General features: G+C 54.0%; 28 protein-coding genes. 8 read left to right on the plus strand and 20 right to left on the minus strand.

From position 1 onward, the window contains the following. Positions 1 to 48 precede the first annotated feature (48 nt). The 4 genes from HGBM_RS05195 to HGBM_RS29360 all read left to right on the plus strand — a co-directional run bounded on the left by HGBM_RS05195 (position 49) and on the right by HGBM_RS29360 (position 3297). Complete coding sequence (locus HGBM_RS05195) at positions 49 to 1476, plus strand: amino acid permease (RefSeq protein ID WP_019120031.1); 1428 nt, start codon at positions 49 to 51, stop codon at positions 1474 to 1476. Between the two features lie 168 nt (positions 1477 to 1644). Further along, positions 1645 to 2097, plus strand: coding sequence for a Gmad2 immunoglobulin-like domain-containing protein (locus HGBM_RS29350; RefSeq protein ID WP_245552893.1), 453 nt, complete (start codon positions 1645 to 1647; stop codon positions 2095 to 2097). Positions 2098 to 2496: 399 nt separating this feature from the next. Next, on the plus strand, positions 2497 to 2931 hold the full coding sequence (locus tag HGBM_RS29355; RefSeq protein WP_081590086.1) for a hypothetical protein: 435 nt from the start codon (positions 2497 to 2499) through the stop codon (positions 2929 to 2931). Between the two features lie 42 nt (positions 2932 to 2973). Beyond that, the gene (locus HGBM_RS29360; RefSeq protein ID WP_081590087.1) at positions 2974 to 3297 is read left to right on the plus strand and encodes a hypothetical protein; all 324 of its coding nucleotides are present in this window, start codon (positions 2974 to 2976) and stop codon (positions 3295 to 3297) included. 75 nt (positions 3298 to 3372) lie between these two features. Here the strand turns inward: HGBM_RS29360 and HGBM_RS05205 are convergent, their stop codons facing one another. Both HGBM_RS05205 and HGBM_RS05210 read right to left on the minus strand, forming a co-directional pair. Then, complete coding sequence (locus tag HGBM_RS05205; RefSeq protein WP_019120033.1) at positions 3373 to 4344, minus strand: metal ABC transporter substrate-binding protein; 972 nt, start codon at positions 4342 to 4344, stop codon at positions 3373 to 3375. A gap of 275 nt (positions 4345 to 4619) precedes the next feature. Next, a complete protein-coding gene (locus HGBM_RS05210) occupies positions 4620 to 4952 on the minus strand; it encodes a hypothetical protein (RefSeq protein ID WP_019120034.1) in 333 nt (110 codons plus the stop codon). Between the two features lie 378 nt (positions 4953 to 5330). On the opposite strand from HGBM_RS05210, the gene HGBM_RS30225 reads away from it, so the two are divergent. After that, positions 5331 to 5480 carry a hypothetical protein gene (locus HGBM_RS30225; protein WP_019120036.1) on the plus strand — a complete coding sequence of 50 codons (150 nt, stop codon included), beginning with the start codon at positions 5331 to 5333 and terminating at the stop codon, positions 5478 to 5480. Between the two features lie 43 nt (positions 5481 to 5523). On the opposite strand, the gene HGBM_RS05225 is transcribed toward HGBM_RS30225, so the two are convergent. After that, positions 5524 to 6267 (minus strand): EcsC family protein, encoded by a 744-nt coding sequence (locus HGBM_RS05225; protein ID WP_019120037.1) that lies wholly within the window; start codon positions 6265 to 6267, stop codon positions 5524 to 5526. Between the two features lie 173 nt (positions 6268 to 6440). Between HGBM_RS05225 and mutM the strand changes: the two genes are divergently transcribed. Beyond that, a complete protein-coding gene (gene mutM, locus HGBM_RS05235) occupies positions 6441 to 7250 on the plus strand; it encodes a bifunctional DNA-formamidopyrimidine glycosylase/DNA-(apurinic or apyrimidinic site) lyase (protein WP_019120039.1) in 810 nt (269 codons plus the stop codon). A 13-nt stretch (positions 7251 to 7263) separates the two neighbouring features. Here mutM and HGBM_RS05240 read toward each other — a convergent pair whose 3' ends face one another. Continuing rightward, positions 7264 to 7743: a DinB family protein gene (locus HGBM_RS05240; protein WP_019120040.1), complete on the minus strand. Its 480-nt coding sequence runs from the start codon at positions 7741 to 7743 to the stop codon at positions 7264 to 7266. 387 nt (positions 7744 to 8130) lie between these two features. Between HGBM_RS05240 and HGBM_RS26630 the strand changes: the two genes are divergently transcribed. Beyond that, positions 8131 to 8631, plus strand: a complete 501-nt coding sequence (locus tag HGBM_RS26630; protein WP_051029601.1) for a DUF4183 domain-containing protein — start codon at positions 8131 to 8133, stop codon at positions 8629 to 8631. A gap of 86 nt (positions 8632 to 8717) precedes the next feature. After that, positions 8718 to 9002, plus strand: a complete 285-nt coding sequence (locus HGBM_RS05250; protein WP_019120041.1) for a DUF4183 domain-containing protein — start codon at positions 8718 to 8720, stop codon at positions 9000 to 9002. Positions 9003 to 9147: 145 nt separating this feature from the next. On the opposite strand, the gene sigK is transcribed toward HGBM_RS05250, so the two are convergent. From sigK to HGBM_RS26650, 16 genes are all read right to left on the minus strand, one after another. Continuing rightward, a complete protein-coding gene (gene sigK / locus HGBM_RS05255; RefSeq protein ID WP_390620954.1) occupies positions 9148 to 9843 on the minus strand; it encodes an RNA polymerase sporulation sigma factor SigK in 696 nt (231 codons plus the stop codon). Between the two features lie 309 nt (positions 9844 to 10152). Further along, positions 10153 to 10761: an alpha/beta fold hydrolase gene (locus tag HGBM_RS05260; RefSeq protein ID WP_019120043.1), complete on the minus strand. Its 609-nt coding sequence runs from the start codon at positions 10759 to 10761 to the stop codon at positions 10153 to 10155. A gap of 152 nt (positions 10762 to 10913) precedes the next feature. Beyond that, positions 10914 to 11315: an ArsR/SmtB family transcription factor gene (locus tag HGBM_RS26635; protein ID WP_019120044.1), complete on the minus strand. Its 402-nt coding sequence runs from the start codon at positions 11313 to 11315 to the stop codon at positions 10914 to 10916. 3 nt (positions 11316 to 11318) lie between these two features. Beyond that, a complete protein-coding gene (locus HGBM_RS05270; protein WP_019120045.1) occupies positions 11319 to 11744 on the minus strand; it encodes an SRPBCC family protein in 426 nt (141 codons plus the stop codon). 195 nt (positions 11745 to 11939) lie between these two features. Then, positions 11940 to 13376, minus strand: coding sequence for a sodium:solute symporter family protein (locus HGBM_RS05275; RefSeq protein WP_019120046.1), 1437 nt, complete (start codon positions 13374 to 13376; stop codon positions 11940 to 11942). Positions 13377 to 13600: 224 nt separating this feature from the next. Next, entirely contained in the window at positions 13601 to 14752 is a 1152-nt protein-coding gene (locus tag HGBM_RS05280) for a Ger(x)C family spore germination protein (protein ID WP_019120047.1), read from the minus strand. After that, a complete protein-coding gene (locus tag HGBM_RS05285; RefSeq protein ID WP_019120048.1) occupies positions 14749 to 15912 on the minus strand; it encodes a GerAB/ArcD/ProY family transporter in 1164 nt (387 codons plus the stop codon). Before HGBM_RS05285 ends, HGBM_RS05280 begins: the two co-directional genes overlap by 4 nt. Further along, positions 15909 to 17453 (minus strand): spore germination protein, encoded by a 1545-nt coding sequence (locus tag HGBM_RS05290; protein ID WP_019120049.1) that lies wholly within the window; start codon positions 17451 to 17453, stop codon positions 15909 to 15911. The genes HGBM_RS05285 and HGBM_RS05290 overlap by 4 nt, the downstream gene beginning before the upstream one ends. A gap of 227 nt (positions 17454 to 17680) precedes the next feature. After that, entirely contained in the window at positions 17681 to 18235 is a 555-nt protein-coding gene (locus tag HGBM_RS05295; RefSeq protein ID WP_019120050.1) for a 3'-5' exonuclease, read from the minus strand. Further along, the gene (locus tag HGBM_RS05300; RefSeq protein WP_019120051.1) at positions 18235 to 18606 is read right to left on the minus strand and encodes a hypothetical protein; all 372 of its coding nucleotides are present in this window, start codon (positions 18604 to 18606) and stop codon (positions 18235 to 18237) included. The genes HGBM_RS05295 and HGBM_RS05300 overlap by 1 nt, the downstream gene beginning before the upstream one ends. 10 nt (positions 18607 to 18616) lie before the next feature. Further along, positions 18617 to 19681: a WXG100 family type VII secretion target gene (locus HGBM_RS05305; protein ID WP_019120052.1), complete on the minus strand. Its 1065-nt coding sequence runs from the start codon at positions 19679 to 19681 to the stop codon at positions 18617 to 18619. Between the two features lie 27 nt (positions 19682 to 19708). Then, on the minus strand, positions 19709 to 20128 hold the full coding sequence (locus HGBM_RS05310; protein WP_019120053.1) for an SseB family protein: 420 nt from the start codon (positions 20126 to 20128) through the stop codon (positions 19709 to 19711). Positions 20129 to 20138: 10 nt separating this feature from the next. Then, positions 20139 to 21125 carry a cell envelope integrity TolA family protein gene (locus HGBM_RS28780; RefSeq protein ID WP_147512810.1) on the minus strand — a complete coding sequence of 329 codons (987 nt, stop codon included), beginning with the start codon at positions 21123 to 21125 and terminating at the stop codon, positions 20139 to 20141. Beyond that, on the minus strand, positions 21122 to 22036 hold the full coding sequence (locus HGBM_RS26645) for a serine/threonine-protein kinase (RefSeq protein ID WP_035286447.1): 915 nt from the start codon (positions 22034 to 22036) through the stop codon (positions 21122 to 21124). The genes HGBM_RS28780 and HGBM_RS26645 overlap by 4 nt, the downstream gene beginning before the upstream one ends. Positions 22037 to 22123: 87 nt before the next feature. Next, on the minus strand, positions 22124 to 22393 hold the full coding sequence (locus HGBM_RS05320; protein ID WP_019120055.1) for a WXG100 family type VII secretion target: 270 nt from the start codon (positions 22391 to 22393) through the stop codon (positions 22124 to 22126). 134 nt (positions 22394 to 22527) lie between these two features. After that, positions 22528 to 25122, minus strand: coding sequence for an FtsK/SpoIIIE domain-containing protein (locus HGBM_RS26650; protein WP_019120056.1), 2595 nt, complete (start codon positions 25120 to 25122; stop codon positions 22528 to 22530). Between the last annotated feature and the right edge of the window lie 66 nt (positions 25123 to 25188).

Genomic DNA, 25188 nt, shown 5'->3' on the forward strand with positions numbered 1-25188 from the left:
CTATTTAATTGAATAACCAATTTGATTCCCACTCACGGAGGGATTTTCATGCGAAACGAGCAAAGCTCTACCGAATTGAACCGCAGCCTGGAGAAGCGCCATATCACGCTGATGTCGCTGGGCGCTTGTATCGGCGTCGGCTTGTTTCTCGGTTCCGCCACCGCGATCAAGATGGCCGGGCCTGCGATCCTGTTGGCATATGCCATCGGCGGTTTGGCTATTTTTATCATCATGCGCGCCCTCGGCGAAGTCGCCGTGCAAAATCCCGTTGCCGGGTCGTTCAGCCGCTATGCACGTCGCTACCTCGGACCGCTTGCCGGATACTTGACGGGTTGGAACTACTGGTTTTTATGGATCTGCACCTGTATGGCGGAAATCACCGCAGTCGGCATTTACATGGAGTTCTGGTTCCCCGGGATTCCGCGTTGGATTTGGGCTCTGGCTGCCTTGGCCATCATGAGCGCGGTCAACCTGATCACGGTCAGACTGTACGGTGAGCTGGAGTTCTGGTTTGCGATGATCAAGATTGTCACCATCGTCCTGATGATCGCCATGGGCATCGGGATCATTCTCTTTGGCTGGGGAAACGGCGGAATTGCCACAGGCATCCACAATCTGTGGACCAATGGGGGCTTCTTCGCAGGCGGCATCAGCGGCGTTCTTATGTCGCTGCAGATGGTCATGTTTGCCTACCTCGGTGTCGAGATGATCGGCGTGACGGCCGGTGAGGTGAAAAACCCGCAAAAAAACCTGACCCGTGCGATCGACACCGTCTTCTGGCGAATCCTAATCTTTTACGTCGGAGCCCTGTTTGTCATCATGTCCATCTACCCGTGGACCGAAATCGGCGCGAACGGCAGCCCCTTTGTGCTTACCTTCGAGAGAATGGGCATACCGGCGGCAGCGGGAATCATCAACTTCGTCGTGCTGACAGCGGCGCTCTCCTCCTGCAACAGCGGGATTTTCAGCACAGGCCGGATGCTGTTCAACCTGGCGGAGCAAGGCGAAGCGCCGAAGGGATACAGCAAACTGACCAAATCAGGCGTCCCGGGTAAAGCAATCCTCGCCTCCGCAGTTGTCCTGCTGTTCGGTGTGGTGCTGAACTACCTGGTGCCGGAAAAAGTCTTTGTCTGGATTACCAGCATTTCCACATTTGGCGCTATTTGGACGTGGGCTGTCATTCTTGTGACCCAGCTTCGCTACCGCAAGAGCTTGTCCGCAGACGAGGCCAAGCGGCTCAGCTACAAATTGCCGTGGTATCCGTACAGCGTGTATGCGACGCTCGCTTTCCTGGCACTTGTAGTCATCATTATGGCTTACTTCCCAGACACGCGGATTGCGCTGATCGTCGGACCGCTCTGGCTCGCCCTGTTGACCGGTGTCTACTATATCAAAAAAATGTACCGCCCCGCCGGAAGCAGAGAAAACGTCGTCGCGCAGCCGAACCAAAATCAACCCGAAAACCCGGCATCCTGACAGCTTCTCCCTGCCCGCTTCTGCAAATTTATGGCAAAGGGCGGTTTCATAAAAGCTTGTTTTGCTGTACACTGAAGGTTAAAGAATCCCTGCAGCCATTGTCGGCAGGGAGGTACGATAGGAGGGCTATGATTGAAACGTTTGCTCATCGCATCTTTGGCAGCGGGCATGCTTTTGCTGCAAGGATGCACAGGCCAAAGCCAAACCCCTACGGACGCTACCGAACCGACAAATCCGCCGGTCGCCCAAGAACCGGGGAACAATCTCAATCCGCAAGAACAGCCAGCCCAACCAGGTTCAGCCAAAACCTACGAAAATGAAGTTTTCAAAGGAGTAACGGTAGAAAAAGTACAGGATCACACCTACCGGGTGAAAGGGCAGGCCAAAGTATCCGAAGGCGTTGTCAACTATTCTGTAGAGGATGGCCATAACATACTCGCATCCGGTTCTGCCACAGCCTCCAAGGGGGCGCCTGAGTGGGGCGACTTTGAATTTACCGTCACCGCCCAGAAAGCAGAACCCAATACGACGCTCATCCTTTTCTTGTCTGAAAAAAGCGCAAAAGACGGAAGCTCTCAGAACGGTTTGCCGATCGTGCTCGAAGAGAGCCAGCCGAATTAAATACCTGGCTGCCGCCGGACTTTGCGCAGGCGATGGCCCAAGCGAAAGAAAACAAGCATGGCCCCGGCGCGGGCCATGCTTGTTTTTTGCCTTCAACAACGGGGCTACAGGTGAAACTTGTTGACGATCTCCCGCAACGTCTCGGCCGAGCTTACGTTTTGGCTGGAGACGGAGGCAATTTCCTGATTGTTTTTCGACAATGGCTCTCGACTGGGCCGAAATAACCTCCACCTGCCGGGTGCTCTTGCCGATGGAATCGGTCAATTGTTCAGTGGCGGAAGCCGTGCTGCTGATGGACGCGTACAACTGTTCAAATGACGCGCTGAATTCCGTCAGAAGTGTATTGAAGTAGGCGGCATCGCCATTGTACTGTTCGGCGGTGTCGATCAGCCGGCCCATTTGCGCGATCGGTCTGGTCAGCATTCGGCCGATGAAGAAGGATACCGCGAGGGCAGCAGCGGCAGCGATCAACAGCTTCAACCAAAATGCTTGATCGTTGCGGGACAAAAGCCGATCCAATTCGTTGTTGTCGTAGACGATCTCGATCACGCGCGAACGGCTGAGGTCTTGGGAACTCTCATCCGCCTTGTACGGTACAAAGCGGTACGTGACGTGTTCTCCGCCTTCCGCAAGCTCCTGCTCTGCCACCCGCTGCGTCTCATACGCTTCCTGCAAAACGGGCAGCTGTTGATTTCCCACCCGCAATGCCTTGCCGTCTTCCCCTTGCTTGCCAAGGGCATAGCCGTCGTGGGAGTAGACTGTAATATCTTTCACCACGCTGTATCTGTTGATGATCGATTGCGATACATCCAAAAAATTGAAATTTTGGAATAGGGAGTTATCCTGCAGGTTGACACCTACTTCAAACAGGTAGCGATGATCGGCTGTCGGCATGTAGGCAAACTTTTTAATCGCCCCGGTATTCACCGAAACCTCCATTCCGTCGGCGTAAAATTGGTCCCCGTCGATCCGTTTTTTCAGCAGTTCGGTAAAATCTCCGGCGTTCCCGAAATCCAGCCCGATCGCACTGCCGCCAGCAAGATGGCAAAACAAGAGATCACGAGCGTAACTTTTGTTCTGAACGCAAGTATTTTCCCTGGCATAACCAATTCTCCCAGTTTATTAATTGATGTGACGATAAGCCAATTCCTCTGTTGGGCTTGGGATAAACCAGGTTATAAGATTGTAAAAAATTTGTAATATCTTTTCTTTCGATATGTAGAAAACCGTCAGGATGAAAGTCCTGACGGTTTCTTCGGAAACAGGCTGCTATTTTTACTCGTTTAACGCCGCTTGCAATGCTTGCAAATTTTTCTGCATCACGCCAATGTAGTCGAGGTTTTGCGCCCTCTCTTCGTCAGTCAGCCCTTCGAGCGGATTTAAGACGGCCGTTTTGGCGCCAATCTCCTTGGCGACGGTTTCTGCCACCTTGGGAGAGACGAGTGTTTCGAAAAAGATCGTGTTTACGTTATGTTCCTTGGCAAATTTGACGATCTCGATCAATTGGGCCGGAGATGGATCTTCCTCCGGGGACAAGCCGGAGATGGGAACCTGGGTCAAGCCGTACTGCCGGGCCAGGTAGCCAAAGGCGGCGTGCTGGACGACAAATTCTTTACGCTTCGCAGAAGAGACCATCTTTTGAAACGCTTGATCCAGCTCTTCCAGTTCTTTGATGTAGGCGGCGGCGTTTTTCTCGTACGCTTCCCGATGATCGGGATCGGCCTCGACAAGGGCCGCTTCGATCTGCTGAACCTGTTGTTGCGCCAGGACGGGGTCAAGCCAGACATGGGGATCGAGGCCATGCTCGTGACCGTGTTCGTGGCCGTCGCCATGGGCTTCATCCTCTTCTTCCGCGCTTCCCTCCATCAAGCTGATCCCGTGCGTCGTCTCCACTACCTTCAGCTTCTCGTTTTTGGTGCTGTTGAGCGCATCCTCTACCCAGCCCTCAAGGCCGCCGCCATTGTAGATAAAGACATCTGCGTCGGCAATCGTCTGGATGTCTTTCGGCGTGGGCTCCCAATCGTGCGGTTCGACGCCAGGCGGCACGAGTGCGGTTACGTCAGCGTAATCTCCTGCGACTTTTTGGGCAAACTCATACATAGGATAAAACGTGGCAACGACCTTCAGTTTGTCTCCCGGCTTTGGCGTTTGCTCCGATGCGGCAGGTTGGTCTGCCGCACCGCAGCCAGCCAAGGCAAAACCGGCGGCAGCCAAGACAGCGACTGTTTTCTTCCAGAATGGATTCATATCTCTTCCCCTCTCTGTATAAAACCATGCATATTTTCCGTACATTCTCACAAAACGGAATGATTATGATTTAAGAACAATAATAGCCTACCTTACTCCATGGGCTGTTGTCAATACAAACCATAATCATTCCGATTTGTTTTTTTGCCAGTGACACCGTTGCCACCTGGGGTAATTCGTTCTATAGGTAAGGACACATGGAGTCGGTTTAAAGCAAAAAAGCCGACGGCAGGCTGCTTGTCGGCGCTTGTACGCGTGTGATTCCAATGCAGGGCTTACTCGTTTTCCGGCCGATAGGAATGCAAGAGGCTGGGGTTGGCTTCCATCGTCTGCCTCGTTTCCGGTGTGCCCAATTCGTAGATCATGTTGTAGATCTCCCGTAAGTATTGATCATACTGATCGTTGGCGGAATCGAAGTGGTATGGCAAACCGGGAACGTGGTTTCGCCAAAAAGCGATATGGTCGCTGTCCCACTTCGCCCCAAACAGATCCATCAATTTGTCGACTTCTTCCGGGGTGGCGTCGATTTCCCATTCATAAGCGGCATCCCCCTGGTTAAGCATAACCGTTCCCGCTTGAACCGATACGTAGTACCTTCTCTTGTCCATGCATGTCGCCCCTTCATTTAATAAAAATAGTACAAATACACGACAACGCCAATGGCAACCACAACCGGAAACAGAATGTAACTAAGAAATATAGGATTAGCCATGACAGGATGCCTGAGAATCGTCCGGTTCGTCTCTTGATCCGATTCGTGATGCTGTTGCTTTCGAATGTACATGAGGGAAAGGATGAAGCTTGCAACGACCACAGCCGCGGCTATTAGCAACAATACAGTCATTACCGTAGGCAACTTGCTTAACTCCCTTCTCTTTCTCAACCTGGATGATAGTACCTATAGTAATGCTCGAAACCAAAGCACTTATGTGTGTGAAAATCAGGAACTTCCTTGAAAGGCGATGATGTCATGAGGATAGACCGGCTTGAGCAAAGCATACGCAAGCTTGCCGCCTCATTCCGCGGCAAAGCGGGCTTATGTCGCGGTTTTGACGACAGAGCTGGATGACAACGCTGATGGACGCAGCTTTATCGCCAACATAGGAAAACAGGTCGCCGACTACTTGCACGGGTAAAAAGCTTACAGCCCCTCCATTCGCAGACGGAGGGGCTGTCGCTTTATCCCTGGTACAGGCAGTCAATATGACGGATGCGAAAGCAGTTCATTCCTGTTTTACCCAAATCTTCAAGAAGCCCGTAGTTGGCCCACGCCCCGACGACTGCTCCGATGCCGGGCAGCAGCTGCAGCATTTTGCGAAAGTCGATGGAGTCACGGTATTCGCGCTGAAACTGCTCCCAGTCGATGTGGTTCAAGGAGCGCTCGGAGGGGGGGAGCGTCTCGGCATGCCGCCTCCAATGAACGATCGTTTCAAGCAGCTCCGGGCGCTTCTCCTGACTGGAGAACGCAAGCTGGAAGACGTAGAGCAGAAACAGCCGCTCGCGGTAATCGCGGGTGTCGAATCCGTAGAGATGAGCCAATTCAAACAAGAACTTCATTTTAATCGCGATCAGCGCGGGAAAGTCGGCCATTCCCGCTAAAATGCCTCCGGCTCCGGTACCCGCCCCTTCGGCAGCGGCGATCTTTTTGTAGCGGGAGATCAACTCCCGTGCCTTCTGATCCCGCTGCTTTAAAGAGAGACCGTGCTGCGGCTGCCCCTTAGGGACCAACTCTATCCCGAGCAACGTGGATTTGACGATTGCTTTCACCGCTGCCGTAATCGTCTGATGCACCTTCTCCGGGATGACTGCATTGATCCGATTCTGTACCTTTTTAGAGGTCCGTTCGAGTATTCCGGCCGGCTGCAAAAGCTCCCGTTTCCAACGCTGTATTTCCAACCGGACCTGTTTTTCGTATAGATCCATGCTGCGGCTCCTTCATCTGATTCAGATACTCCTCACCGCGATTTTCTGCTTCTTTTGCCCCCCTGTCAATAGTGAGGCGTTTACAGCGGTCATGTCAGGGAAGGATAAGAAAAAGCGCGCTGGCCCGGCCCTGTGGCCGGGTGAGTCGGAGGGACAGAAAGGGGAAGAAAAGCATGCCTGAACTTCCTGAAATGGAAAATTACAGAAAGCTCCTGACACAGCAGCTGGTCGGTCGAACGATAACAGCTGCGGCGATTCATCGCGTGAAATCGATCAATACGTCCGTCGAACAATTTCAGGAAGAAGCAGTCGGAAGCCGCCTCACGCAGATCAACCGCCGGGCCAAGTATCTGCTGTTCTCGCTCGCCAGCGGAAAGGTGCTGCTGCTGCATCTCATGCTGGGCGGGTGGATGTACTGCGGGACCGACCGGGATAAGCCGGACCGGACGACGCAAGTGGAACTCTCGTTTGGCGAAAAGACGTTGTATTTTATCGGCCTGAGATTGGGGTATCTCCATCTGCTGCCCCCGCAAGAGGCGATGGCTGCTCTGGCCGGATTGGGACCGGAACCACTGGCCGAAAACTTTACGGAAGCGATGTTCATCGATCGCTTCAAGGGCAAGGGCGGCAGACTGAAAACGGCGCTCATCGACCAGAAACAAATCGCCGGGATTGGCAATTGCTATTCGGACGAAATCTGTTTTGCCGCCGGAATCAGGCCAACACAGACGTGCCGGGAACTCGCTGAGGGGGATTGGTCGGAGTTGTTCCGGTCAACGCGCCGCGTTTTGACGGAGGCGACTGCCCGCGGCGGGTATATGGAGTCACCGCTTTACGCGGGAGACACGTTGACCGGCGGCTTCAACGAGATGTGCAAGGTATACGACCGCTCAGGCGAACCGTGTTACCGGTGCGGCGGCACGATCGTGCGGACAGACATCTCGGGAAGAAAAACGTTCTACTGTGAACGGTGTCAGCGCTGATGGATCTTTCCGGTCAGGAAGACGGCTGGGATTGAATGACTTTCATCAGAGATGAAATCGTCGAAAGATGCATCGCTTCATGGACGAAGGCAAAGTTGAAGACCTCGCCGACCGTCTCGAATCGCAAGGCTCCCATTTGAATCGGCGACTTCAGCGGTTGATCCAGCATTTCGGGTGATACCGCAGAGAATTGATCAAGCTGTTTCGATAAGTATTGGACCAGCTCCGCTTTCGCCGGAGGAGCAGCCGTCCAGTCCGCTGGTTTTGTGCCCGTGTTGAAAAAACCCTTGTACGACTCAGGAAGATCGGAGCTAAACGGGAAGCCAAGAGAGAGAAAGAATTCCACGGAAACAATGATGTGCCCGACATTCCATCTGATCGTATTGTTGAACGCTTGCGGTTGAACGTCAAACAATTCCTCGGGGATCGCTTGGATCTGGTTCAGTGTGATCTGGCGGACCGTTCTGGCCGTGTTCAGGATGGTTTGAGACATAACACAACTCCTCCTTGTCATTTTGATCATCAATTCGTTTGGGGCTGCCTCATGAGGTCAAAGTCAGTATACCCCCTTGATCCATTTCCTTCAATTCACATTTCTGATAATAATGATAAGCAGCAGTGATGATCGTCCCTACATCCAAGCCGCGATGAAAGGACGGGCAGCAAGCACGCCGTCGCAAAATAATCTGGCAGGCGCGCCCACCGCTTGCTTCGTTCGCTAATAACCGGCTTAATCGGTAACAAGGAAGGTGGAAAGGAAGTGATTCAAGCCTGTTGTAAGAAAAATAGATGACAGTCTATTACCTCGTAGTAAAAAGGTCCAACTCCCTTCAAGTATATAACATAGCATATATGGAAGATAAAGGGAGGTGTTTTTTCAATGAGTCACCGCCGCCACCATCCTCAACGAAAAAAGTGCCGGAAGAAAGTGAAAATCGTCAAGAAAAAAATTGTTCGGGTAACCTGTCGCCCGCCTGACGTGTATGTAACTGCTCCCCAAGGGCCAATCGGACCGGAGGGGCCGCAGGGCCCTCCTGGACCTCAAGGTCCTATAGGTCCCCCTGGAACCGTTGGCACGATCAGCATTGTGCCGTCAGTTCAACGATATTTTTATATTGCGGACGAAGATATTGAGCTGACGTCCCCTGCGGTTTTGGCTGCGGAGCAATTCACAAATGATGCGGGAGAAACCGTCTCCGAATTTACGGGTCTCGGCCAATACTCTTATTACAACCTCTACGTGAACGGAATCATGCAAGAAGGAAGAATGTACGGATTGACTCCCGAAGCATTGATCATGAGTGCCTCGGGAGACAAAATTTATTCCGGAACCTCTATTATTATCGAAACGATACAATTTTCAGTTGAAATTAGTCCGTAAAATGATTGGAATGATGTGGTTGATCTGCCTGTACCATTTCAAAATTTTTGAATCTATATAGATAGTAAAAGGAGGTGAATGCAAACATGCCAATTACGAAACCCTTTATAGCCAGCAGGAGATTTGTATCGACGACAGGAGCAGGTACAGGGACAGGTGCTACATTTTCAATTGCCGCCACAGCTTTCACCGATGACACCGGGGCGACAGCTGCCGCATTCCCAGCGTCATTTGCCTACTACACTCTCTACATCAACGGTATGATTCAGACGGCTGACACCTCTTCTGTTACCACTGCTGCCATCACCATTCCAGATGGGGACACACTCGATCCGGGAACCCCGGTTACCGTTGAATTTGTTGTAAACTAGCCTGATTCCTTTTCCAAAATGCCGACAGCCTTATTCTTCTGGTAAGTCGGCATTTTGTATAGAAAAGCGGCTCCTGTTCGGACTTTGTCTCTTGTGAAGCCGGGAGAAGACCGCTGGAATGAGGACAGCCAACAGTCGTTGATGATTACCTTCCCTGGGTCTGTTTGGTCCGGTAAAACTCGTGAAACAGCTTCATCAAGGCCCGCTTTTCGATCCGGGACACGTACGAACGGGAAATCCCCAATTCCCGGGCAATCTCCCGCTGGGTCTTCTCCTTGTCTTTGTCCAGGCCAAACCTGCCGATGATCACTTCCTTTTCACGATCGTCGAGAATGTGAATATGCTTATAGATTTTGTGGCTCTCCAGTTTCAACTGGACTGCGTCCACCACTTCGTCCGATTCCGTGCCAAGCACGTCGATCAAGGTAATTTCATTCCCTTCTTTGTCAGTCCCGATGGGATCGTGCAGGGATACGTCCTTGCGTGTTTTTTTCAGGCTGCGCAGGTGCATGAGGATTTCGTTTTCAATGCATCTGGCAGCGTATGTGGCCAACTTGGTTCCCTTGTCAACCTGGTAACTTTCAATCGCTTTAATCAGCCCGATCGTCCCGATGGATATGAGATCCTCACTGTCTTCCCCGGTGTTTTCGAACTTTTTCACAATATGGGCAACCAGCCGCAGATTGTGCTCAATCAGCTTGTTGCGCGCTTGAGGATCGCCGACGGCCATCAATTTGAGGTACTTCTCTTCGTCCGCCTCGGACAGAGGCTGGGGAAATGCGTTGTTTTTCACATAGGCGACAAAGGTAACCAGCTCTTTAAACAAGAGCGATAAAACCATAAAGATACTGGACACGGCTGCACCTCCTCAATTTGGATGCCTGCTACTCCTATCCTTATGTGGGCTGGTGCCTACGTGTGCCTGTACCTGTGAAATCGGGACATATTCAGGGGGCATATGTTACCTTGGCTGAGCCAAAACAAGCTATCAAATGTCAGTGCGTTCGGTCTATTGATCGAAGCTATGCTGTCGTAGCTAAAAAAGGAAATGGACCGCCCCTTGAGCTGACAACTCCGCAGTCTATTTCTCCCAATCAATATGAGCCGCCCCCAGCGAGGAACGTCTATTGTGCAAGGTCATATCCGCTATTTATTTGATAAAAGGTGGCCAAAGACAGCTGAACAGGCCCTGAGACAAATTCCGCGATCCGACAAGCTCTATATCGCTCACAAGTTGAGGCAATCCTTCGTGAAAAAAATGCTCAATTCCATCCAGCGTTCGGACAGTCGCCTGCGGAAGCTTTGCTGCATACTGCCCAAGGTGTGTATATGGAACGATTTGATCGTTGCGGCTGTGGTAGAAGAACATCCGTGAGACTGCGGGCAATTTTATGTGAAAATTTTCCTCCATCACGAAATCGCCGCTCTGCCACTCCTCGTCCTTCCCCCAAAAGGGCGCTGCGATGCCGAAAAACCCGGCAATGGGCTGATGAAAAGAATTCTCGGAAAGGTATTTCAATAGAACAGAACCGCCCAAAGAATGTCCGACGAGAATCACTTCCCTGTCTAACGCGGCGAATTCTCGCTCCAGCTGTTTTCTCCACAGTACATACTCAGGATTTTCCGGATTGGGCATTTGCGGATGCGACACTTCGTAATCAGGGCCAAGCGACGTTTGCAAATAGGCGATCAAAGCACTGCTTCCTTGACGATGCCCCTGGGGGCCTGCGCTGTGAATGAATACGACTCGCTTTTTCATCTGGATAGCTCCTGTTCCGGTTATCGTTCGATCCATTTCATTATATAAGCTCACCTTGATATCCGTTTCTTACAGATTGCTGTATTCCCCTGCTCCTTCCGCCCTGCAAAAAAAGGCTGCCGTATTCGCTTGACGGCAGCCTTCGATGGTACTTATTCAGATAAATCGGCGGAACCGGGATCGACATTGCCCTTTACCAGTTCCAGGCGGGAAACGGAGCCATCGCCCTTTGACCCGTCGGACTCGACGAAGTATTTGAGGGCGGCCATCTTGTTTTCCCAGAATCGCTCAAAGTAAGCGAGCCATTGATTCAATTCGCGCAGCGGCTCCGGCTCAAGGCAATACCTCGTCTCTCGGCCGACTTTTCTTCCCTTGACCAGCCCGGCTTCAGCCAGGATGCGCAGATGCTTGGATACGGCGGTTCGACTCATCGGAAAATGTCCGCTGATAACAGTGACGGGCATCTCCTGCTCGCCAAGCAATCTCAGCAGCTCGCGGCGAGTGGGATCGGCGATGGCTTGAAAAACGTCATGCTTTTGCGATGCAGCAGCCATTTTTTAAGCCTCGACGTACGCACCCAGCTTTTTGTGAAGTCCGGCCCAGCCTTCGTCCATTCGGCCGCGGATAATCGTGTGTGGTGCCCCGAATTCGGTAACCTTGTCGGCATCCCAGCCGGAATGGATGATCGTCACTTCCGTTTTCCCGCCAAGATCTTTCAATTCGAAAGTGAGGGTCCAGTCCTTCGCCCATGTGAAAGACAGGCGATGGGGCGGATCCACTTCCGTCACCTTGCAAGGGGACATGCCGAATTGGCCGGCATTTAGGTGAAACTCATAACCGACTTCCGCTTTCATATCATTGGGCATAAACCAGGCAGAAAGTCCTTCCGAGGTCGCGACGGCATCCCATACCTTGCTGATCGGAGCGTTGAACACACCCGTGTGCCGGATGTCAGGCAGCGTATTTTGCTGATTGTTACCCATTACAGTACCTCCATCGTTCATAATAGGAAACTAATTGGTTTCGCTTTGCATTATATACAACCATTTGGTTTCATGTCAAGCTCGTGCGGTTATCAGCTATTCTGGACGCGGAGGCAACATATTACCCGGCAAGTTTGGCCTGGGGGGCTCAGGAGGATGCGGGACAGCAACGGCCTGCCTTGTTATCGGAACACCTTACAGCGTGCTCGGGCTCCCAAATGCATCTCTGTCGCGGTCGGACGGCAGCATCAATGAGAGCAGAATCGTCAACGCCGCAGAAATCAATACGCCCCATAGAATTCCCAAGGCGACGGAGCCGATCGCACCCGACAGCAAGCCGACGCGAGCGCCCCACGGAGAGACGCCGCTGTTTTGCACGCCCATCTCAAACGGCTCCTGTCTGCGCCGTTTCCACAGCAGCCCGATGATCAGCACCGGGATCACTCCGCCGCCAGCCATCGTATACGCCATCGAAAAGAGTCCGAGGATCGAATTGGCCCACAGGGCGGCAGCGACAGCAAAAACGCCTACAAGCAGTACGCACCAGCGCGTATACTTCGCATATTGCGCCTCCGTTTTGCCGGTTGTATTAGGAATCACCAAGTCGTTGATGATGACGACGGCCGCGGAGTGCAGCAGGGAAGCCGCACTGGAAATGGCGGCAAGGAACACGAGCGTAAAGAAGATGATCGCCGCCGCCTGTGTCATTTGCTCCATGATCAGCCAAGGCAGGGCTTGATTCGCTTCCAGGTGGGAATTTTGCACCTTGGCAACCATGCCCGCAACCGTGGTCAGGGAGGTAAAGACGATCGCCACAATGCCGCTGTATAACATGGCACGGGTCGCGGACTTCGGTTCTTTGGCGGCAAAGCAGCGCTGCCAGTACACTTGGGCGGCGAGCACGCCGAAACATCCCGTAATAAACAGCGTGGCGACTTCTCCAAACGAAAGATTGAACGCGACGAGATTGCCCGCTCCGACCTCTTTCAGTTTGGCTGCCAGCGTCGCATAGCTGAAGTCCACCTTGGCAAAAACCTGGAAGTAGAACCATACGGCGAGAGCGAGGATCAATCCCCCCTGAATCAGCTCCGTCCACACTACCGAATAAATGCCGCCAACCGTGGTGTAGATGATAAATACGATGGAGAAAACGATGATCATGGCCAAAGGATCGGTGCCGGTAAAGACAGCGAACAGATCCCCCATTCCTTTCGCCTGGCCGCCGATCCACGCGATCATGATGCTGGCTGTGAGGATTCCGATCAGCGCTCGCGACACCTTGTCGCGCAGCAGAAGATCGTGCATCAATTCGGCTATCGTATTATACGTGAACTTCGCGGCAAATCCGGCAAACACCAAAGCAAAGACAATCTTTGCCCCCTGTTCGCCGACCACGAACGGAATGTTGGCCAGACCGATATCATAGCCTTTGGCCGAGTGTCCCACAAAGTTGCCCACTCCCATTATCGTCGCGATGTCGGTAAACAGGATCAGCGCGAATGGAAGCGTACCGCCTGCAATCGCAAAATGAGCGAAACTGGTGTCAGCCTTTTCTTTAAAACGAAGCGATAACAATAGAAAAAAAAGACACAGTACGACAGTGATGCCCCATGTCCAGGCGGCTAGATTCATCTCATTTCCCCCTTTTTTTCAACCTCTATCTTTAAATAATGCTGGAGCGCCGCATGGTAAAACCAAAAGCAACAATCACGCCAGCCAAAAAGGGAGGCTTGAAGCCGCACAAAAAAGCTGGCCTCGGCAGAAAAACCGAGGCCAATCTTCAGTCAGCAATCATTTGGCCGTACAACTTCCGATCCGATTTTTGTCAACATGACAACAAGAGCGAAACTGTTCACTCACTTCATTTTCATGCCGATGCGCCGGATGTGTACATCATACTGAACGCTGATAGGAAAGCGGGGGAACTCTTCAACCCAGTTGTGGCTCACCCAGTAGTCCCGGTAGTGATGGCCGTGGATCGCGAGCCCCAGCTTTAAAATGTCGCTTTTGAAGTCCTTTTGCAGCATGTTGATCAGCTTTGCTGCCCGCTTTTCCATTTCCTGCCTGATGATTTGCTCGTACTTGTGAATGATGCCGTTGTCCTTGAAATCAAGCGGAAAGGTCGCCTCCAGCAGATCACACTGCAGCCTGCATACGTAACGCGCCTGCAGGCTGCCCGTTTGGTTTCCTGCCTGTTCCAGCTTTAACTTCGTTCTGACGAAATGGGGACGAACGGTGATATACGCTCCTTTTTTACCGGGAACGGCAATCACGATGTCGCCTCCCGTCTTGTTGTCCCTGAGCTGATTGAGCACCCAGGTCTGAAGCTCCGGCAGCACCCCGACCATCTTGTCCTCGCGAAAGACCGCGACCCCTTTCCAGATGATTTCATCATTGTGTGTCACCATGTAGTTCAGATAGGGCTGCATGGTTCTGCTGGAATCCTGGATGTAGAAATTCCCCAGCGTTTGATCGGGAATCGAGCCTGTTTTTGTGCCGCTCTCGATCATGTCCATGATGTAAACGATCGGGATTTGCTCCAGCTTGGGTTTTACTTTAAGCAGATGGGCTGCGTCTTTTTTCACCACGATCGGCCAGAGCAGCCGCCGCATCTCCGGGTCGCGGCGAAATCCGTCGGTTATCTCGCGCAATCCTCTTCGCGCGACCTCTTCGCTGACCGCCACCACGCGGGCATGGCCGATGAAAATTTTCTGGTTCAGCCGCTTTTGCAGGTTGCTGATCGCCTCCAGCACCGTATGGCCGGTAGAGCTCATCACTCTGACCGGCGATCCTCCGCCTTTGCCGCCAGTCTGCCCGCCGCTCCCGGCGATCTTGATCGGAATGGGAATCTGTACGGTGACTTTTAACAGGTTCGGTTTCCCTTTCGCAAGATCTATCCCCATACCCAGCACGGATGTCCGCTCCTCCAACTCCCGGCGGTCCCAGCAGCCGCCGAGCAGCAGGGATAGCGCGAGAAGCAGCGCTATCCAACATCTGGCTTTGCTCATCTCGCCACCTTCCCTTTTTCCTTGACACGGTTTCCCTGCCGTCTCATAAGCGATACAGCCAGGTATAACAGCGGCAAACCCAACCCGACAACAAGGCCAATATAACCGGACATGCGGGAGACCCGAAAGATTTGTACGATATTTTGCGGGATCAGCGCAAGGTAAAACAAGGGGAACATCAATAGCAGGGACATGATTCGCTGAAAGACCATGCCCCTGCCAAAAAACTGCCGCAAGCCCAGATTAAAGGCATAGTAGGTATTGCTGATCGTGGTGAAGACGGCGGCCACCCATACGCCTAAAAAGGCCGACTCCAGGCGCTCGAGCACCAGTCCGGGCATCTGGGTTGTCTTGACAATCTCCAGCGTGGGCCAGGTCAGCTTCTGCATCTCGTCTACGCCGAATACGGCAATCCCCGACATTGTTATCAGCGTGTAGACGCCAATCGCCACCGCGATTCCGATGAAACCGGCCTGAGACTTCCGGGCCACGGGCTGGGCAAAGGCAAAGAAGATCAGCATGACCTCGTAACCCTGATAGGTAAAAGCTGTTTCCACCGCCCCTTTGAATACGTCTGGAAACGAAGCGGAAAACAGCGGCAAAATCTGATTCCAATCTGCTTTTTGAAAGGACAGCAGCCCGATAATCAGGACGGGAAAGAGAATCAACAGGAAGAGAAGTTCATTTACCCGGGAGACCACCTCTACATCGTGAAGGCAGAGAAAGAGCGCCAGACAAAACATCGTAATGATGATCGCCTCGATGGGGGTCTCGCGCAGAACCGCGGTCACCACTACTTCGCCGAACAAGCGGGAGGTGATCGCGGTGCCGATGTACAGGTGGGCGAGATAGAGCAGCACCCACGGCAAGCTGATCAGTTTGCCCAGCCATCTGCTCTTTCGCGAACCCCAGATCACTTCGCTGTACTGGATAAATGTCAACCCTGGATATCGCCGGCTTAACCAGGCAATCAATAGGGTAGCCGCCAGGGCGATACCCCCGCCTGCCAGCGGGGCCATCCACCCCTGTTCAGCCAACCGCTCCGTAGATGTTCGCGGCAGCGTCAAGACACCGACGCCGATCAGCGTACTGGTGATCAGCGAAGCGAGCTGCCAGGTGGACATCGTCTTATCCGTCGATGATGATTGATTCCGGCTCATTTATCTTCCCCCCAGTTCTGGCGGGAAGGATCCGGCGGATTGAACATTTCCGGCCGCTCCTTCATCCAAAAAAAGGGGGCGCGAAAGATGAAGTCCCGCATGCTTTTCAAATAGACCGGACTGATCGGCGTCATGTACGGGATGCCAAACGATTTCAGCGCAGACAGGTGGATGAAGATGATGATGAGAAACGTCATGATCCCGTACAAGCCAAACGCCCCGGCCAGTATCATCAGCGGAAAGCGCAGCATCCGAATGGAGATCGCCGCGCTGTAGCTGGGTGTGGCAAACGAACCAATCGTCGTCAGGGCGACGATGATCACCATGATCGGGCTGACCAGACCTGCCTGCACCGCCGCCTGCCCGACGACAAGCGCCCCGACGATGCCGATCGTCGGGCCGATCGGTCCCGGCAGGCGGATGCTGGCCTCGCGCAAAATCTCCATCGTGATCTCCATCAGGAACGCTTCGATGACGGAAGGAAACGGAACCGTAGAGCGCCCCGCCGCCATCGCGATCACCAGCCGGGACGGGATCATCTCCGGATGAAAGGAGCTGAAGGCGATGTAGAGCGACGGCAGAAGCAGCGCAACAAACAGGCTCATCATGCGGATCAGGCGAATCATCGAACTAATCAGGAATCGTTCGTAGTAATCCTCTGCACTTTGGTAAAACTGGGTAAATATAGCTGGCGCGATCAGCGCAAACGGTGTCCCCTCGGTCAAGATCGCCACTTTTCCTTCCAGCAAATGGGCCACCACCTTGTCGGGCCGTTCGGTGGCTTGAATCTGCGGAAAAGGCGACCAGGTGCTGTCCTGGATCATCTGTTCGATGTAACCGCTCTCCAGGATGCCGTCGATTTGAATTCCTTTTATCCGATTGACAATCTCCCTTACCACATCTTCCGGGGCCAAATCTTCGATAAACAGGACGTTTACCGGCGTCCTCGTCCGCTCCCCGACCTGGATCAACCGCACCCGCAGAGCCGGATCCTTCAGCCGTTTGCGAATGAGCGAGACGCCGTCCGAGAGCGACTCGTTAAAGCCCTCCCGCGACCCGCGAACAAGCGCCTCTGACTGCGGTTCTTCGATGCCTCGCTTGGCATAATGAAAAGTGCCGCAGACAATCGCTTCCGTTTTTCCTTCGATCAGCAAAATGGTCATGCCGGCGAGCAGGTATTCCAGCAGTTTTTGCATTCCCCGCACAGATTCCAACGTGTGAATGGCCGGCCTTTCGCGGTCATCCAAAGGCGAACCCAGGTATTCCAGAATGAACTCGTCGATCACCTTTTTGTCTACCAAGGTGTCGAAATACACCAGCACTGCCTTTTTGCCGGTCTCCTGTGGACCGATGACAAAATGCCTGGCCAAGAGGTCATCGCTTGAGCCCAACAAACGTTGTATCGTCGTAACGTTCGCTTCCAATTCAGGTGAGACAGGGATATCCGGTATTTTGTCCATACTCTTTTTAGAACGCTGGTGCAATGCCTGGTCACGGAGCATCTGTTTTCTCCGCTTCCAGGCCTGCCAAAACCTGCTCATCCGAATGACCCCCTTTTCCCAAAACGCGCTTTGGATAGTTTACCCAATCCAAATAAAAAAACTCGCGCCGACAAGACCGGACAGCGGCGGGCAGACACAAAAAAACCGCACCCTTCCGGATACGGTTTTTATCGCGATCAAGGCTGTCTGGTGGTCGGGCCTGGCCTCCTGCCGCTTCATACCAGTCGGAGCCAGTCTCTACCGGTCGAGATCCCTCGCTGCAGTTGTTACGTGAGCAAAGTGAGCTCGGGAAAGATCGACCGAAATATCCTGGCGATGTTTTGCGCATCGTCAAGCGCCCGGTGATGCACCCCTATAAGAGGCAGCTGCAGCAGCTCCAGCGCCTTGGTCATGGGGCAGGGCGCAATCTGCCTCACCTCGGCAAATTGATGCTTCAAGCTGACATGTCCGGCCAGCAGCTGCAGGATTGTGCCGCTGTATTGCTTGGCGGCGCATTCTCTTTGAATCTGTCGCTTATCGTAAAAACCCCAGGAGATGAGCAGAACATCCCGGGATGAGGAGACGATCCACTGCTCAAACGCCTCCATTGCCTGTGCAAAAGGATCGGCGGCATCCACTTCCTTTTGGGTAATGGAGGTGAGCGCTGTGCAGAATTCCGACAAGGCGGGATGAACAGTCGGCCTTACAAACCGGGAAAATGTACCGGTCTGCTGCAAGGAAGCATCCAGCTTGACAGCACCGATCTCGATGATTTCACTTTGTTTTTGATCCGGCTTCTCCCAACAGGTCGCCTCCAGGTCAAAGAGAATATAATTTCTCATCACTCGCCCGCCATTCCGCCTTTTCTCGGTAGTTCTTCCTCAAAGTCACAGGCAGCTACCGCCTTCGCGCCCGACTTCCACAGGGCCTCAAGCAATTGGGCGATGCTTAGGATATACTCCCCGGGGTCAGCGTCCTCTACCGGTTCGATATCGAGGTAGTAGCGGTAAAAGAGAAAGCCGTCGTGCGGGTCAGCCGCCCTGTCCTCGTTGTAGTCATCATTGTTCCTCACGTCAACTTCGCCCCAGGGGGAAACGATGGTTGAGCGGTTCTCCGTGCCTGTGACGGTTTGGGCGACGAACCGGACGAGGGCCGCCCTGTCCAACTGCGTCTCGACGAACAATTTGCAATACAAGTCCATCTCACTGTACATCATCAACACCTCATTTGGGGAGTGGGATAGTTGGACCGTTGTCGAAAGGCCCTCCTTTTTTTATTATAGAGATATCCACGTCCATGCCCAGTTCCTTTTCCAACTGCTTCCGCAGACCGCGAAGCCCGGCTTCACCGGCCTGTATCTTGCCTGTCTCGATGGCATGCAGCATCGTCTTCTCCTTGGCGGAACCCGGATTGGGCGTCTTGAACCATTCCTTGATCACCTGGTCGAATTTTTCCGGAGACACCTTGATTGCAAAGTCGATATCCGAATCCGGCCTGGCCGTCCCCTTGGCCCGGCTTCCCTGCACGACGACCTCATCGCTGATCGATCCGGTTTGCTCGCGGATCAGGGTTGACGCCCGGTTGAACTGCTTGCTGGTCAGCCCTTGCGGAACTTTGAAAACCTTTACCTTTGTGCCCTTCAGCAGTTTGACGGCCTTATCCACGCCTTTGGTCCCCACTATCGCCAGACCGATCTGTCCGACGGCATTGCCAAACCAGTGGGCACGGCTGTTGGCATTGCCGTTTACCACATCGTCTTCCCACGATTGGGCGATCGCATCCCAGATCGCTTTTCCCGTATCGATTGGATGGGAGACGGCATCGGCGATGTTTTCAATCGTGTCAATGGGATGGCTGACGGCATCGACGATCCCTTCCACCGCATCGACAACCGCTCCCCCCACGCCGCCGAGGAAGCTTCCGACAATGCCGATCCCGTCCCCGATGGCATCGCCGATCTGATCGAGTATAGAATCTTCCGATTTCTTTTCCGCAGCGGCCGCCGTCAGCTGCAATTGGTCGGTCTGTTGATCCGCCTGCTGAAAGCGCTGGGCGATCTCCGACAGCTGAATGGAAACGCTTTGCAAAAGCTGGAGGAACGCCTCCATTTGCAGGCGGGCCTGCTGGTGATTCGTGTAAAACTGCATTTGCCTCGCGCCGTGCCACTGGGCTTCGAGGCGGAGAATGGATTGATTTAAACCGGCAATAATCTGTTGCCCGTTGGCATTGGCCTGTTCGAACTCTTTGGCTACCTGATAGAGCTGCTCAGGTGTCAAGAGGATGCGCACACCTGCATCACCTTCACTTAACCGTTTTTACGTTCCGTGCAATAACCCTGCGAAAATGCTGCCGTCAAGCAGGGCCGCCCGTTCCTGTGGGATCAGTTCTTTTGCGTATGCCGATCCCGGATTGAGCACCACTTTCACTTCGGGATCAATCATCTGCAGCAAATCTTTTGCGTCCAGCAACAGGATTTCGCGAGTCTCGCGGACCAGGTTTTCCAGGTGATCCGCCCTGGTAAACACGGGCAGGACCATTTCTCCCTCCACTTCAAACTGGTCCAGATGAATAGTGGAATGATCCGTCGCGACCTGGTTTCCGTCTTCATCCACTGCAAAATCCCCCGAAATCCTGCCCAGTACAATCAGCTCGGACTGAAGAAAAGCCCGGTAAAACGCTCCCCTTTTTGCCGGATCCCGCTTGGCCTCAAGGAAAAGGTCATCCAAAGTTTTCATCCGTCTCCCCCTACTTGTCTCCTGTATCCCGCCAATTCGGCTCATACCAGTCCTCGTTTTTCTTCACTTCCTCCGCCTTCTTCTTCGCCTCCTGCTCCGCTTTTTGTTTCGCGGCAAGCTCCGCCTGTTTCTTCGCTTCCTGCTCCGCTTTTTGTTTGGCAGCCAGCTCCGCCTGTTTCTTCGTTTCCTGCTCCGCCTTTTGCTTCGCTGCGAGCTGAGCCTGCTGCTGAGCTGTTCGCTGGGCTGTTTGCTGCGCCCTTTGCCGGGCCGCCTGCTGCGCCTTCTGCCTTGCCGCCTGCTCCGCTTTTTGTTTCGCCTCGAGCTCGGCTGCTGCCTGCTTCGCCTGTTCCTCCTCCGCTTGCTGCCGAGCAGCCAGCTCCGCCTGTTTTTTCTCTTCTTCCGCCTGCTGCCGGGCCGTTTGCTCTGCCAGCATTCTCGCCTGCTCTTCCTCGAGCGCCTTTCGTCTCGCCGCTTCCTCGGCCTCTTGCTGTGCGGCCAACTGAGCCTGCCGGGCCTGCTCCTGTTTACTCGCTGCGATTTGCGACCAGACCAGTCCCCCGCCGCCCAGCACCAATACTGCCGATACTGCCGCAATCAGCACCTTTCGCTTGAAAAATCCAGTGCGCTCTTGCTGATGTTCTGTCGGCCCGGAGTACCATTCCTCCTGTGCCAACAAATTTCTCGCCTCGATCCGGGCTTCCAGCTCATTTGTGATCATCACAAGATCCTGGGCCAGGCTGTTGTTGGCGGGAAGTTTGGCCTGCACGCTGCGGTACACGTCCAGTGCGGCCTCCAAATTCCCCTTGTTCTCGAGCTGTCTGGCCTGCTCGATCTGCCTGTTGTACAGCTGAAGCGACTCGGGGTCAACCTCCCCGTCAGCATCTGCCCCGCGGCCGAAATCCGCCGGCGGCAAAGCCTCTACCTCCTTCGCCGGAAGAGCTTTCCACGGATTGCTCTGGACCGCCTCGCGCGTCTCGTCGGCATTCATTAGCATCAAGAGCCATTCGCCAAACGAAGGACACTGGTTGAGCGCCTGGCTCTCCCATACGCTCGTAGCAATCCGGCTGTCTCCCTGCCCCAATGCCGCCGGATGGATTCGACCAGGATGTCGAACCGTTCACAGGGCTCCTGCATCTCCTCAGGCATGAAATAGCTTTCGCCCCAGGCGCTTTCGCGGACGGTCTGATCGCACCACCCCAGCATTTCCGCCAGCAGAACTGCACCGGCGAACCTGTCGGAGTAATGGCTCCACTGGCCGGCCGAATGGGACATGCGGGGGCTGGCGTATCCCGGCGACCCACCTGGCACGACGTCCGGCCGCTCCAGGTTCGGTGCGTGCATCTGCTCGACATCGACCAGTTCCACGTAGGAAAAGCCGTCCTCGATGCTGTTTTTCACCAGTCTCGGCAGGATGATATTGGGTCCGGACAGATCGCAGTGAGCCAGTCCCCGCTGCTCCATGGCGGACGACACTTTGGCCAGGGAACGGGCGAGCAGCAAGCTTTCCCGTCTGCCCAAATCCCGCTGTTCGAGAATGACATCCATCCAGGTAGGACCTTCGATCCACGGCATCACGACGGCGTATATCAGGTCATGGTGATGGGACAGCAGCGGACCGTTTTCCTGCGGGGTAATCACAGCTCGCTCACACACGAGCAGGCCGGGCAGTTTGGCGTACTGTCCCAGACGCTCCGACAGGTACACCACCTGCGGATCGCGAAAATTGCTGCGGAAGACCTTCAGCGCTTTCCAACCGGTGCTGGTTTCGATTTTGGGGATAAGCTGGTATACGACTCCCTGCCGCCCCTCTTGCCCATAGGGAACATGCGGTGCCATCGGATGTTCACCAAATGTATAGGCCAAGCCGCCGATCGTGATTTCTTCTCCGACCTGGGGTTGAAATGACATCGGTAGCACCTCCTGGAATAGGATGAGTGGGGTCAATCGCCTCGTACGGAAAAGGACTAGGCTGTTCTCCTAGTCCTTTTCCGCTCTTTACGATTCGTCCGCTTGACGGAATCTGGCAGCGATCTGCGTCAATTCTTGGGAAATGCTTTCCAGCAGCTGCAAAAAGTTGGACATCTGCTTATTGGCTTCTTGGAACTCCTGAAAGAAACGCTGCTTTGTCATCCCGTCCCACTGACCTTCCATATTGTTGACCTGTTGGTTGAGACGATCGATGATCTGCTGGCTCTGTTCTCTCCCCTGCCTGAATTCGTTTGCGACCGCATCTACCTGATCGGGCGTAATCAGTATCCTCGCCATGAGACAACCTCCCACAAAGAGCATCATTTTACCTTCACACAAAATTTTACAATTGGCATCTCTTTCCTGACAATTGATTTTATTCAAATTTTATAAAATAAACACAATATACTGATAAAAATGGCATATTAAGTCTATCCAGGACTGGCATCCGGTGCGATCTGCACTTCTTTTTGACTAGAAGTGACCCACCTTGCCGTCAGACTTTTTGACCAGACAGCTGAAGTCAGCTCGGCCGAAAAGGGAAGGGCGGCCTTGATTCTGACGTATCGCCGTTTGGCAAAGTACCCTTGTCCCGGCGGCAGCACCTTGTGGTAGGCGGCACCCGGATACGCGTTCGCCTCAGACGAGGGGATTTTTAAGAAAGCGAGATCGTTTCCGTCCAGTGTTCCGAACAAAAATCCCGTCTGCGCCCCTTTGACTTCCGCCAGCCAGTCGTTGCTGCTGAAGGGAAAATCCGCCGGGACCCCGGAGATGGCAGCGTAAAAATTCCTGTTCCTGCCCTGGCGCAGGATCGCTGTCAACTGATCCTTCAACTGAAAATCGCTGACCCGCTTGTAGAACAGATCTGCATCGTCGATGACGAGAAAAATCGCCGGATCATCCGAACTGTGAACCTTTGCCGGTCCGGTCTTGGCCCGCTGGCTGATTTGCTCGCTCAACTGCTGAAGCACACCGGCCAGCTCTGTCTCGTCACCAGCATATCCACGCACATGCGGCAGGTCGCGGACAGCCGAGAGCCCTTTTTCACTGCCGCGAAAATCGATCGCGTACACCTCCAGCTGCCGGGGCGAAAGTTGATAGCTGAGCGCGAGGAGCCAGGTCAGCAAAAAAGATGTCTTGCCGCCCTCGATCGGACTGCCGACGAGAAAATAAGGTCCTTCCGCCAAGTCGATCTCAAACAGGGTCAAGTCGTCAGCGTCTATGCCGACCGGTACCTTCAGCCTTCGTCCCGCCTGTTCCCCGCTGCCTGTGCGCGGCTGCCGAAGCAATTCTTCCAGCAGGACCGTCTCCGGCAACGACCTGATCTCCTTTGGCCTAACGCCGAGCCACGCTTCGTCCATGCGCCTGACCAGATCGCGCAGTTCGTTTGTCCTTTGCGTCTCATCCGCTCCTTTTGTCGGCAGGGCAGTTTGAAACTCCAATGGCGGCACACATCCTTTGATCAGCGCCCGCCCCTCCGGCAGGTTGACAGGCGGTTTGGCCGGCCTTCCCACTGCAAAGTAGTAATCGCTCGGGTCGGCCAATTCGAAGGAGACGCCCAGGGCAAAGCTGCTCCGCACCCGATCGAATATGTCGGTAATCCGATTGGCGGTGACGACAAAATAGATGCCGACGCTTCCGCCTTCGCGCAGCAATTGCTCCAATTGACTGTTTTCGGTTTCAAACGAGTTGCGGAAATTGAGGTAGCCATCGATGCAGACGACGATAGCCGGAACCGCTTCGCCCGTCGCCCGGCGGTAGGCGGTCAAGGTTTTGGCACCGGCACTCGCGATGCGTTCCCTTCTCGCATCCAGCTCCTGCAAGAGAAAGCGAAAGAGGCGTTTTACCTTGTCGCTCTCTTCGTCCAGGATGACGGCGCCAACATGGGGAAGCCGGGCCAAATCCCGCAGCATCCGGCCGAAGTCGAGGATATAGAAGTGCACATCCTCTGGCGAATGCTGCAAGGCGAGCGACACCAACAGGGTCTGGACAAACGTGGTCTTTCCGGTTCCAGGCATGCCGTACACGGGCAGATGCCCTTCTTCGAGCGGAAGCATAAGCGGCTCCTGCCTTTGGCCGGCGAGATCATCCGCCAGACCGACAACCGGCTGCAGCCAGGTATCGGCTGGCTCCCATTCGCACCCGTTCCATCCGCTTGCGCCGCGGATATCCTCCAGGAAAAGCTGCTCCGGCAGCGGCGGCAGCCACGGTCCCGGGAGCCGCACGAGGCCCTCCTGCCTGGCTGTCTCTTTCAGGTACGCCATCAAGACTTGCAGCTGTTTTTGGCTGTGCGATTGTTTGGCCAGCCGCTGCTCCAGGCCGGCGATTCGCTTCTTTCTTCTCTGGCCGTTCAGTGCCACTTCGACGATATCCACCTGATGAACCTCGGCTGATTCGTCCGGTTGATAAGGCGCCCCGCTCCAGGCGTACTGGACCAATTCGAATTCCTCGTTGCTGCCCACCTGCAGATAGCCTCGCCCCGGTGTAGTAATCCAGGCGGCGTCGGGAATTTTCAGCATCTCCCGGCTGTCGGCGTCATCCTGGACACGCAGACAGATTCGGAAGCGCGAGTTGCTCCAGATCTTGTCGTCGACCACCCCGCCCGGCTTCTGCGTCGCCAGGATGAGGTGAACGCCCAGCGTCCGGCCGATGGTGGCTATTGAGATCAGCTCGTTCATAAACTCGGGCTGATCCTTTTTGAGTTGGGCAAACTCGTCGATCACGATCACCAGGTGGGGCACCGTCTCGCCGAGCAGCACCTCTACCTGCTGATAGGAGCCCTCAAACTTTATCGCATCCTGTTTGTTCGCCCCCGCCAAATAACTGCGGACACTGTTCATCATCTGAACGGTCCCGTCGCTTGTGTTGTTTAGGTTTGTCAAGATATGCTCCCGCCTGACAAGTACATCTGTATAAGAGTGATCCACCTTCTGCAAGAAGTAAAGACAGGTAAGACCGACTGCTCCCAATAACAGAGCGATGATGACAAAAGCGCTGACGAATTTTTTGCCAAGCGTGAATTTCAAAAAACTCCCCCCTATATTGATACTAAAAAGTATATATATGGATTTTTCACCCATAATACACGAACA

The sequence above is a fragment of the Brevibacillus massiliensis genome (genome assembly GCF_000311785.1).
GTDB classification, from domain to species: domain Bacteria; phylum Bacillota; class Bacilli; order Brevibacillales; family Brevibacillaceae; genus Brevibacillus_C; species Brevibacillus_C massiliensis.

What these genes read in the sequence shown, in the direction of transcription:
- HGBM_RS05300 (WP_019120051.1), bottom strand. Translation starts at nt 18,606, where the DNA reads ATGTACAGTGAGATGGACTTGTATTGCAAATTGTTCGTCGAGACGCAG.
- HGBM_RS05280 (WP_019120047.1), bottom strand. Translation starts at nt 14,752, where the DNA reads ATGAGCAAAGCCAGATGTTGGATAGCGCTGCTTCTCGCGCTATCCCTG.
- HGBM_RS05295 (WP_019120050.1), bottom strand. Translation starts at nt 18,235, where the DNA reads ATGAGAAATTATATTCTCTTTGACCTGGAGGCGACCTGTTGGGAGAAG.
- sigK (WP_390620954.1), bottom strand. Translation starts at nt 9,843, where the DNA reads ATGGTTTTATCGCTCTTGTTTAAAGAGCTGGTTACCTTTGTCGCCTAT.
- HGBM_RS05210 (WP_019120034.1), bottom strand. Translation starts at nt 4,952, where the DNA reads ATGGACAAGAGAAGGTACTACGTATCGGTTCAAGCGGGAACGGTTATG.
- HGBM_RS05240 (WP_019120040.1), bottom strand. Translation starts at nt 7,743, where the DNA reads ATGTCTCAAACCATCCTGAACACGGCCAGAACGGTCCGCCAGATCACA.
- HGBM_RS05270 (WP_019120045.1), bottom strand. Translation starts at nt 11,744, where the DNA reads ATGGGTAACAATCAGCAAAATACGCTGCCTGACATCCGGCACACGGGT.
- mutM (WP_019120039.1), top strand. Translation starts at nt 6,441, where the DNA reads ATGCCTGAACTTCCTGAAATGGAAAATTACAGAAAGCTCCTGACACAG.
- HGBM_RS26635 (WP_019120044.1), bottom strand. Translation starts at nt 11,315, where the DNA reads ATGGCTGCTGCATCGCAAAAGCATGACGTTTTTCAAGCCATCGCCGAT.
- HGBM_RS29350 (WP_245552893.1), top strand. Translation starts at nt 1,645, where the DNA reads ATGCTTTTGCTGCAAGGATGCACAGGCCAAAGCCAAACCCCTACGGAC.
- HGBM_RS05260 (WP_019120043.1), bottom strand. Translation starts at nt 10,761, where the DNA reads ATGAAAAAGCGAGTCGTATTCATTCACAGCGCAGGCCCCCAGGGGCAT.
- HGBM_RS05310 (WP_019120053.1), bottom strand. Translation starts at nt 20,128, where the DNA reads ATGAAAACTTTGGATGACCTTTTCCTTGAGGCCAAGCGGGATCCGGCA.
- HGBM_RS26645 (WP_035286447.1), bottom strand. Translation starts at nt 22,036, where the DNA reads ATGTCATTTCAACCCCAGGTCGGAGAAGAAATCACGATCGGCGGCTTG.
- HGBM_RS05225 (WP_019120037.1), bottom strand. Translation starts at nt 6,267, where the DNA reads ATGGATCTATACGAAAAACAGGTCCGGTTGGAAATACAGCGTTGGAAA.
- HGBM_RS26630 (WP_051029601.1), top strand. Translation starts at nt 8,131, where the DNA reads ATGAGTCACCGCCGCCACCATCCTCAACGAAAAAAGTGCCGGAAGAAA.
- HGBM_RS05250 (WP_019120041.1), top strand. Translation starts at nt 8,718, where the DNA reads ATGCCAATTACGAAACCCTTTATAGCCAGCAGGAGATTTGTATCGACG.
- HGBM_RS05205 (WP_019120033.1), bottom strand. Translation starts at nt 4,344, where the DNA reads ATGAATCCATTCTGGAAGAAAACAGTCGCTGTCTTGGCTGCCGCCGGT.
- HGBM_RS05320 (WP_019120055.1), bottom strand. Translation starts at nt 22,393, where the DNA reads ATGGCGAGGATACTGATTACGCCCGATCAGGTAGATGCGGTCGCAAAC.
- HGBM_RS05285 (WP_019120048.1), bottom strand. Translation starts at nt 15,912, where the DNA reads ATGAGCCGGAATCAATCATCATCGACGGATAAGACGATGTCCACCTGG.
- HGBM_RS05275 (WP_019120046.1), bottom strand. Translation starts at nt 13,376, where the DNA reads ATGAATCTAGCCGCCTGGACATGGGGCATCACTGTCGTACTGTGTCTT.
- HGBM_RS05290 (WP_019120049.1), bottom strand. Translation starts at nt 17,453, where the DNA reads ATGAGCAGGTTTTGGCAGGCCTGGAAGCGGAGAAAACAGATGCTCCGT.
- HGBM_RS05195 (WP_019120031.1), top strand. Translation starts at nt 49, where the DNA reads ATGCGAAACGAGCAAAGCTCTACCGAATTGAACCGCAGCCTGGAGAAG.
- HGBM_RS29360 (WP_081590087.1), top strand. Translation starts at nt 2,974, where the DNA reads ATGATCGGCTGTCGGCATGTAGGCAAACTTTTTAATCGCCCCGGTATT.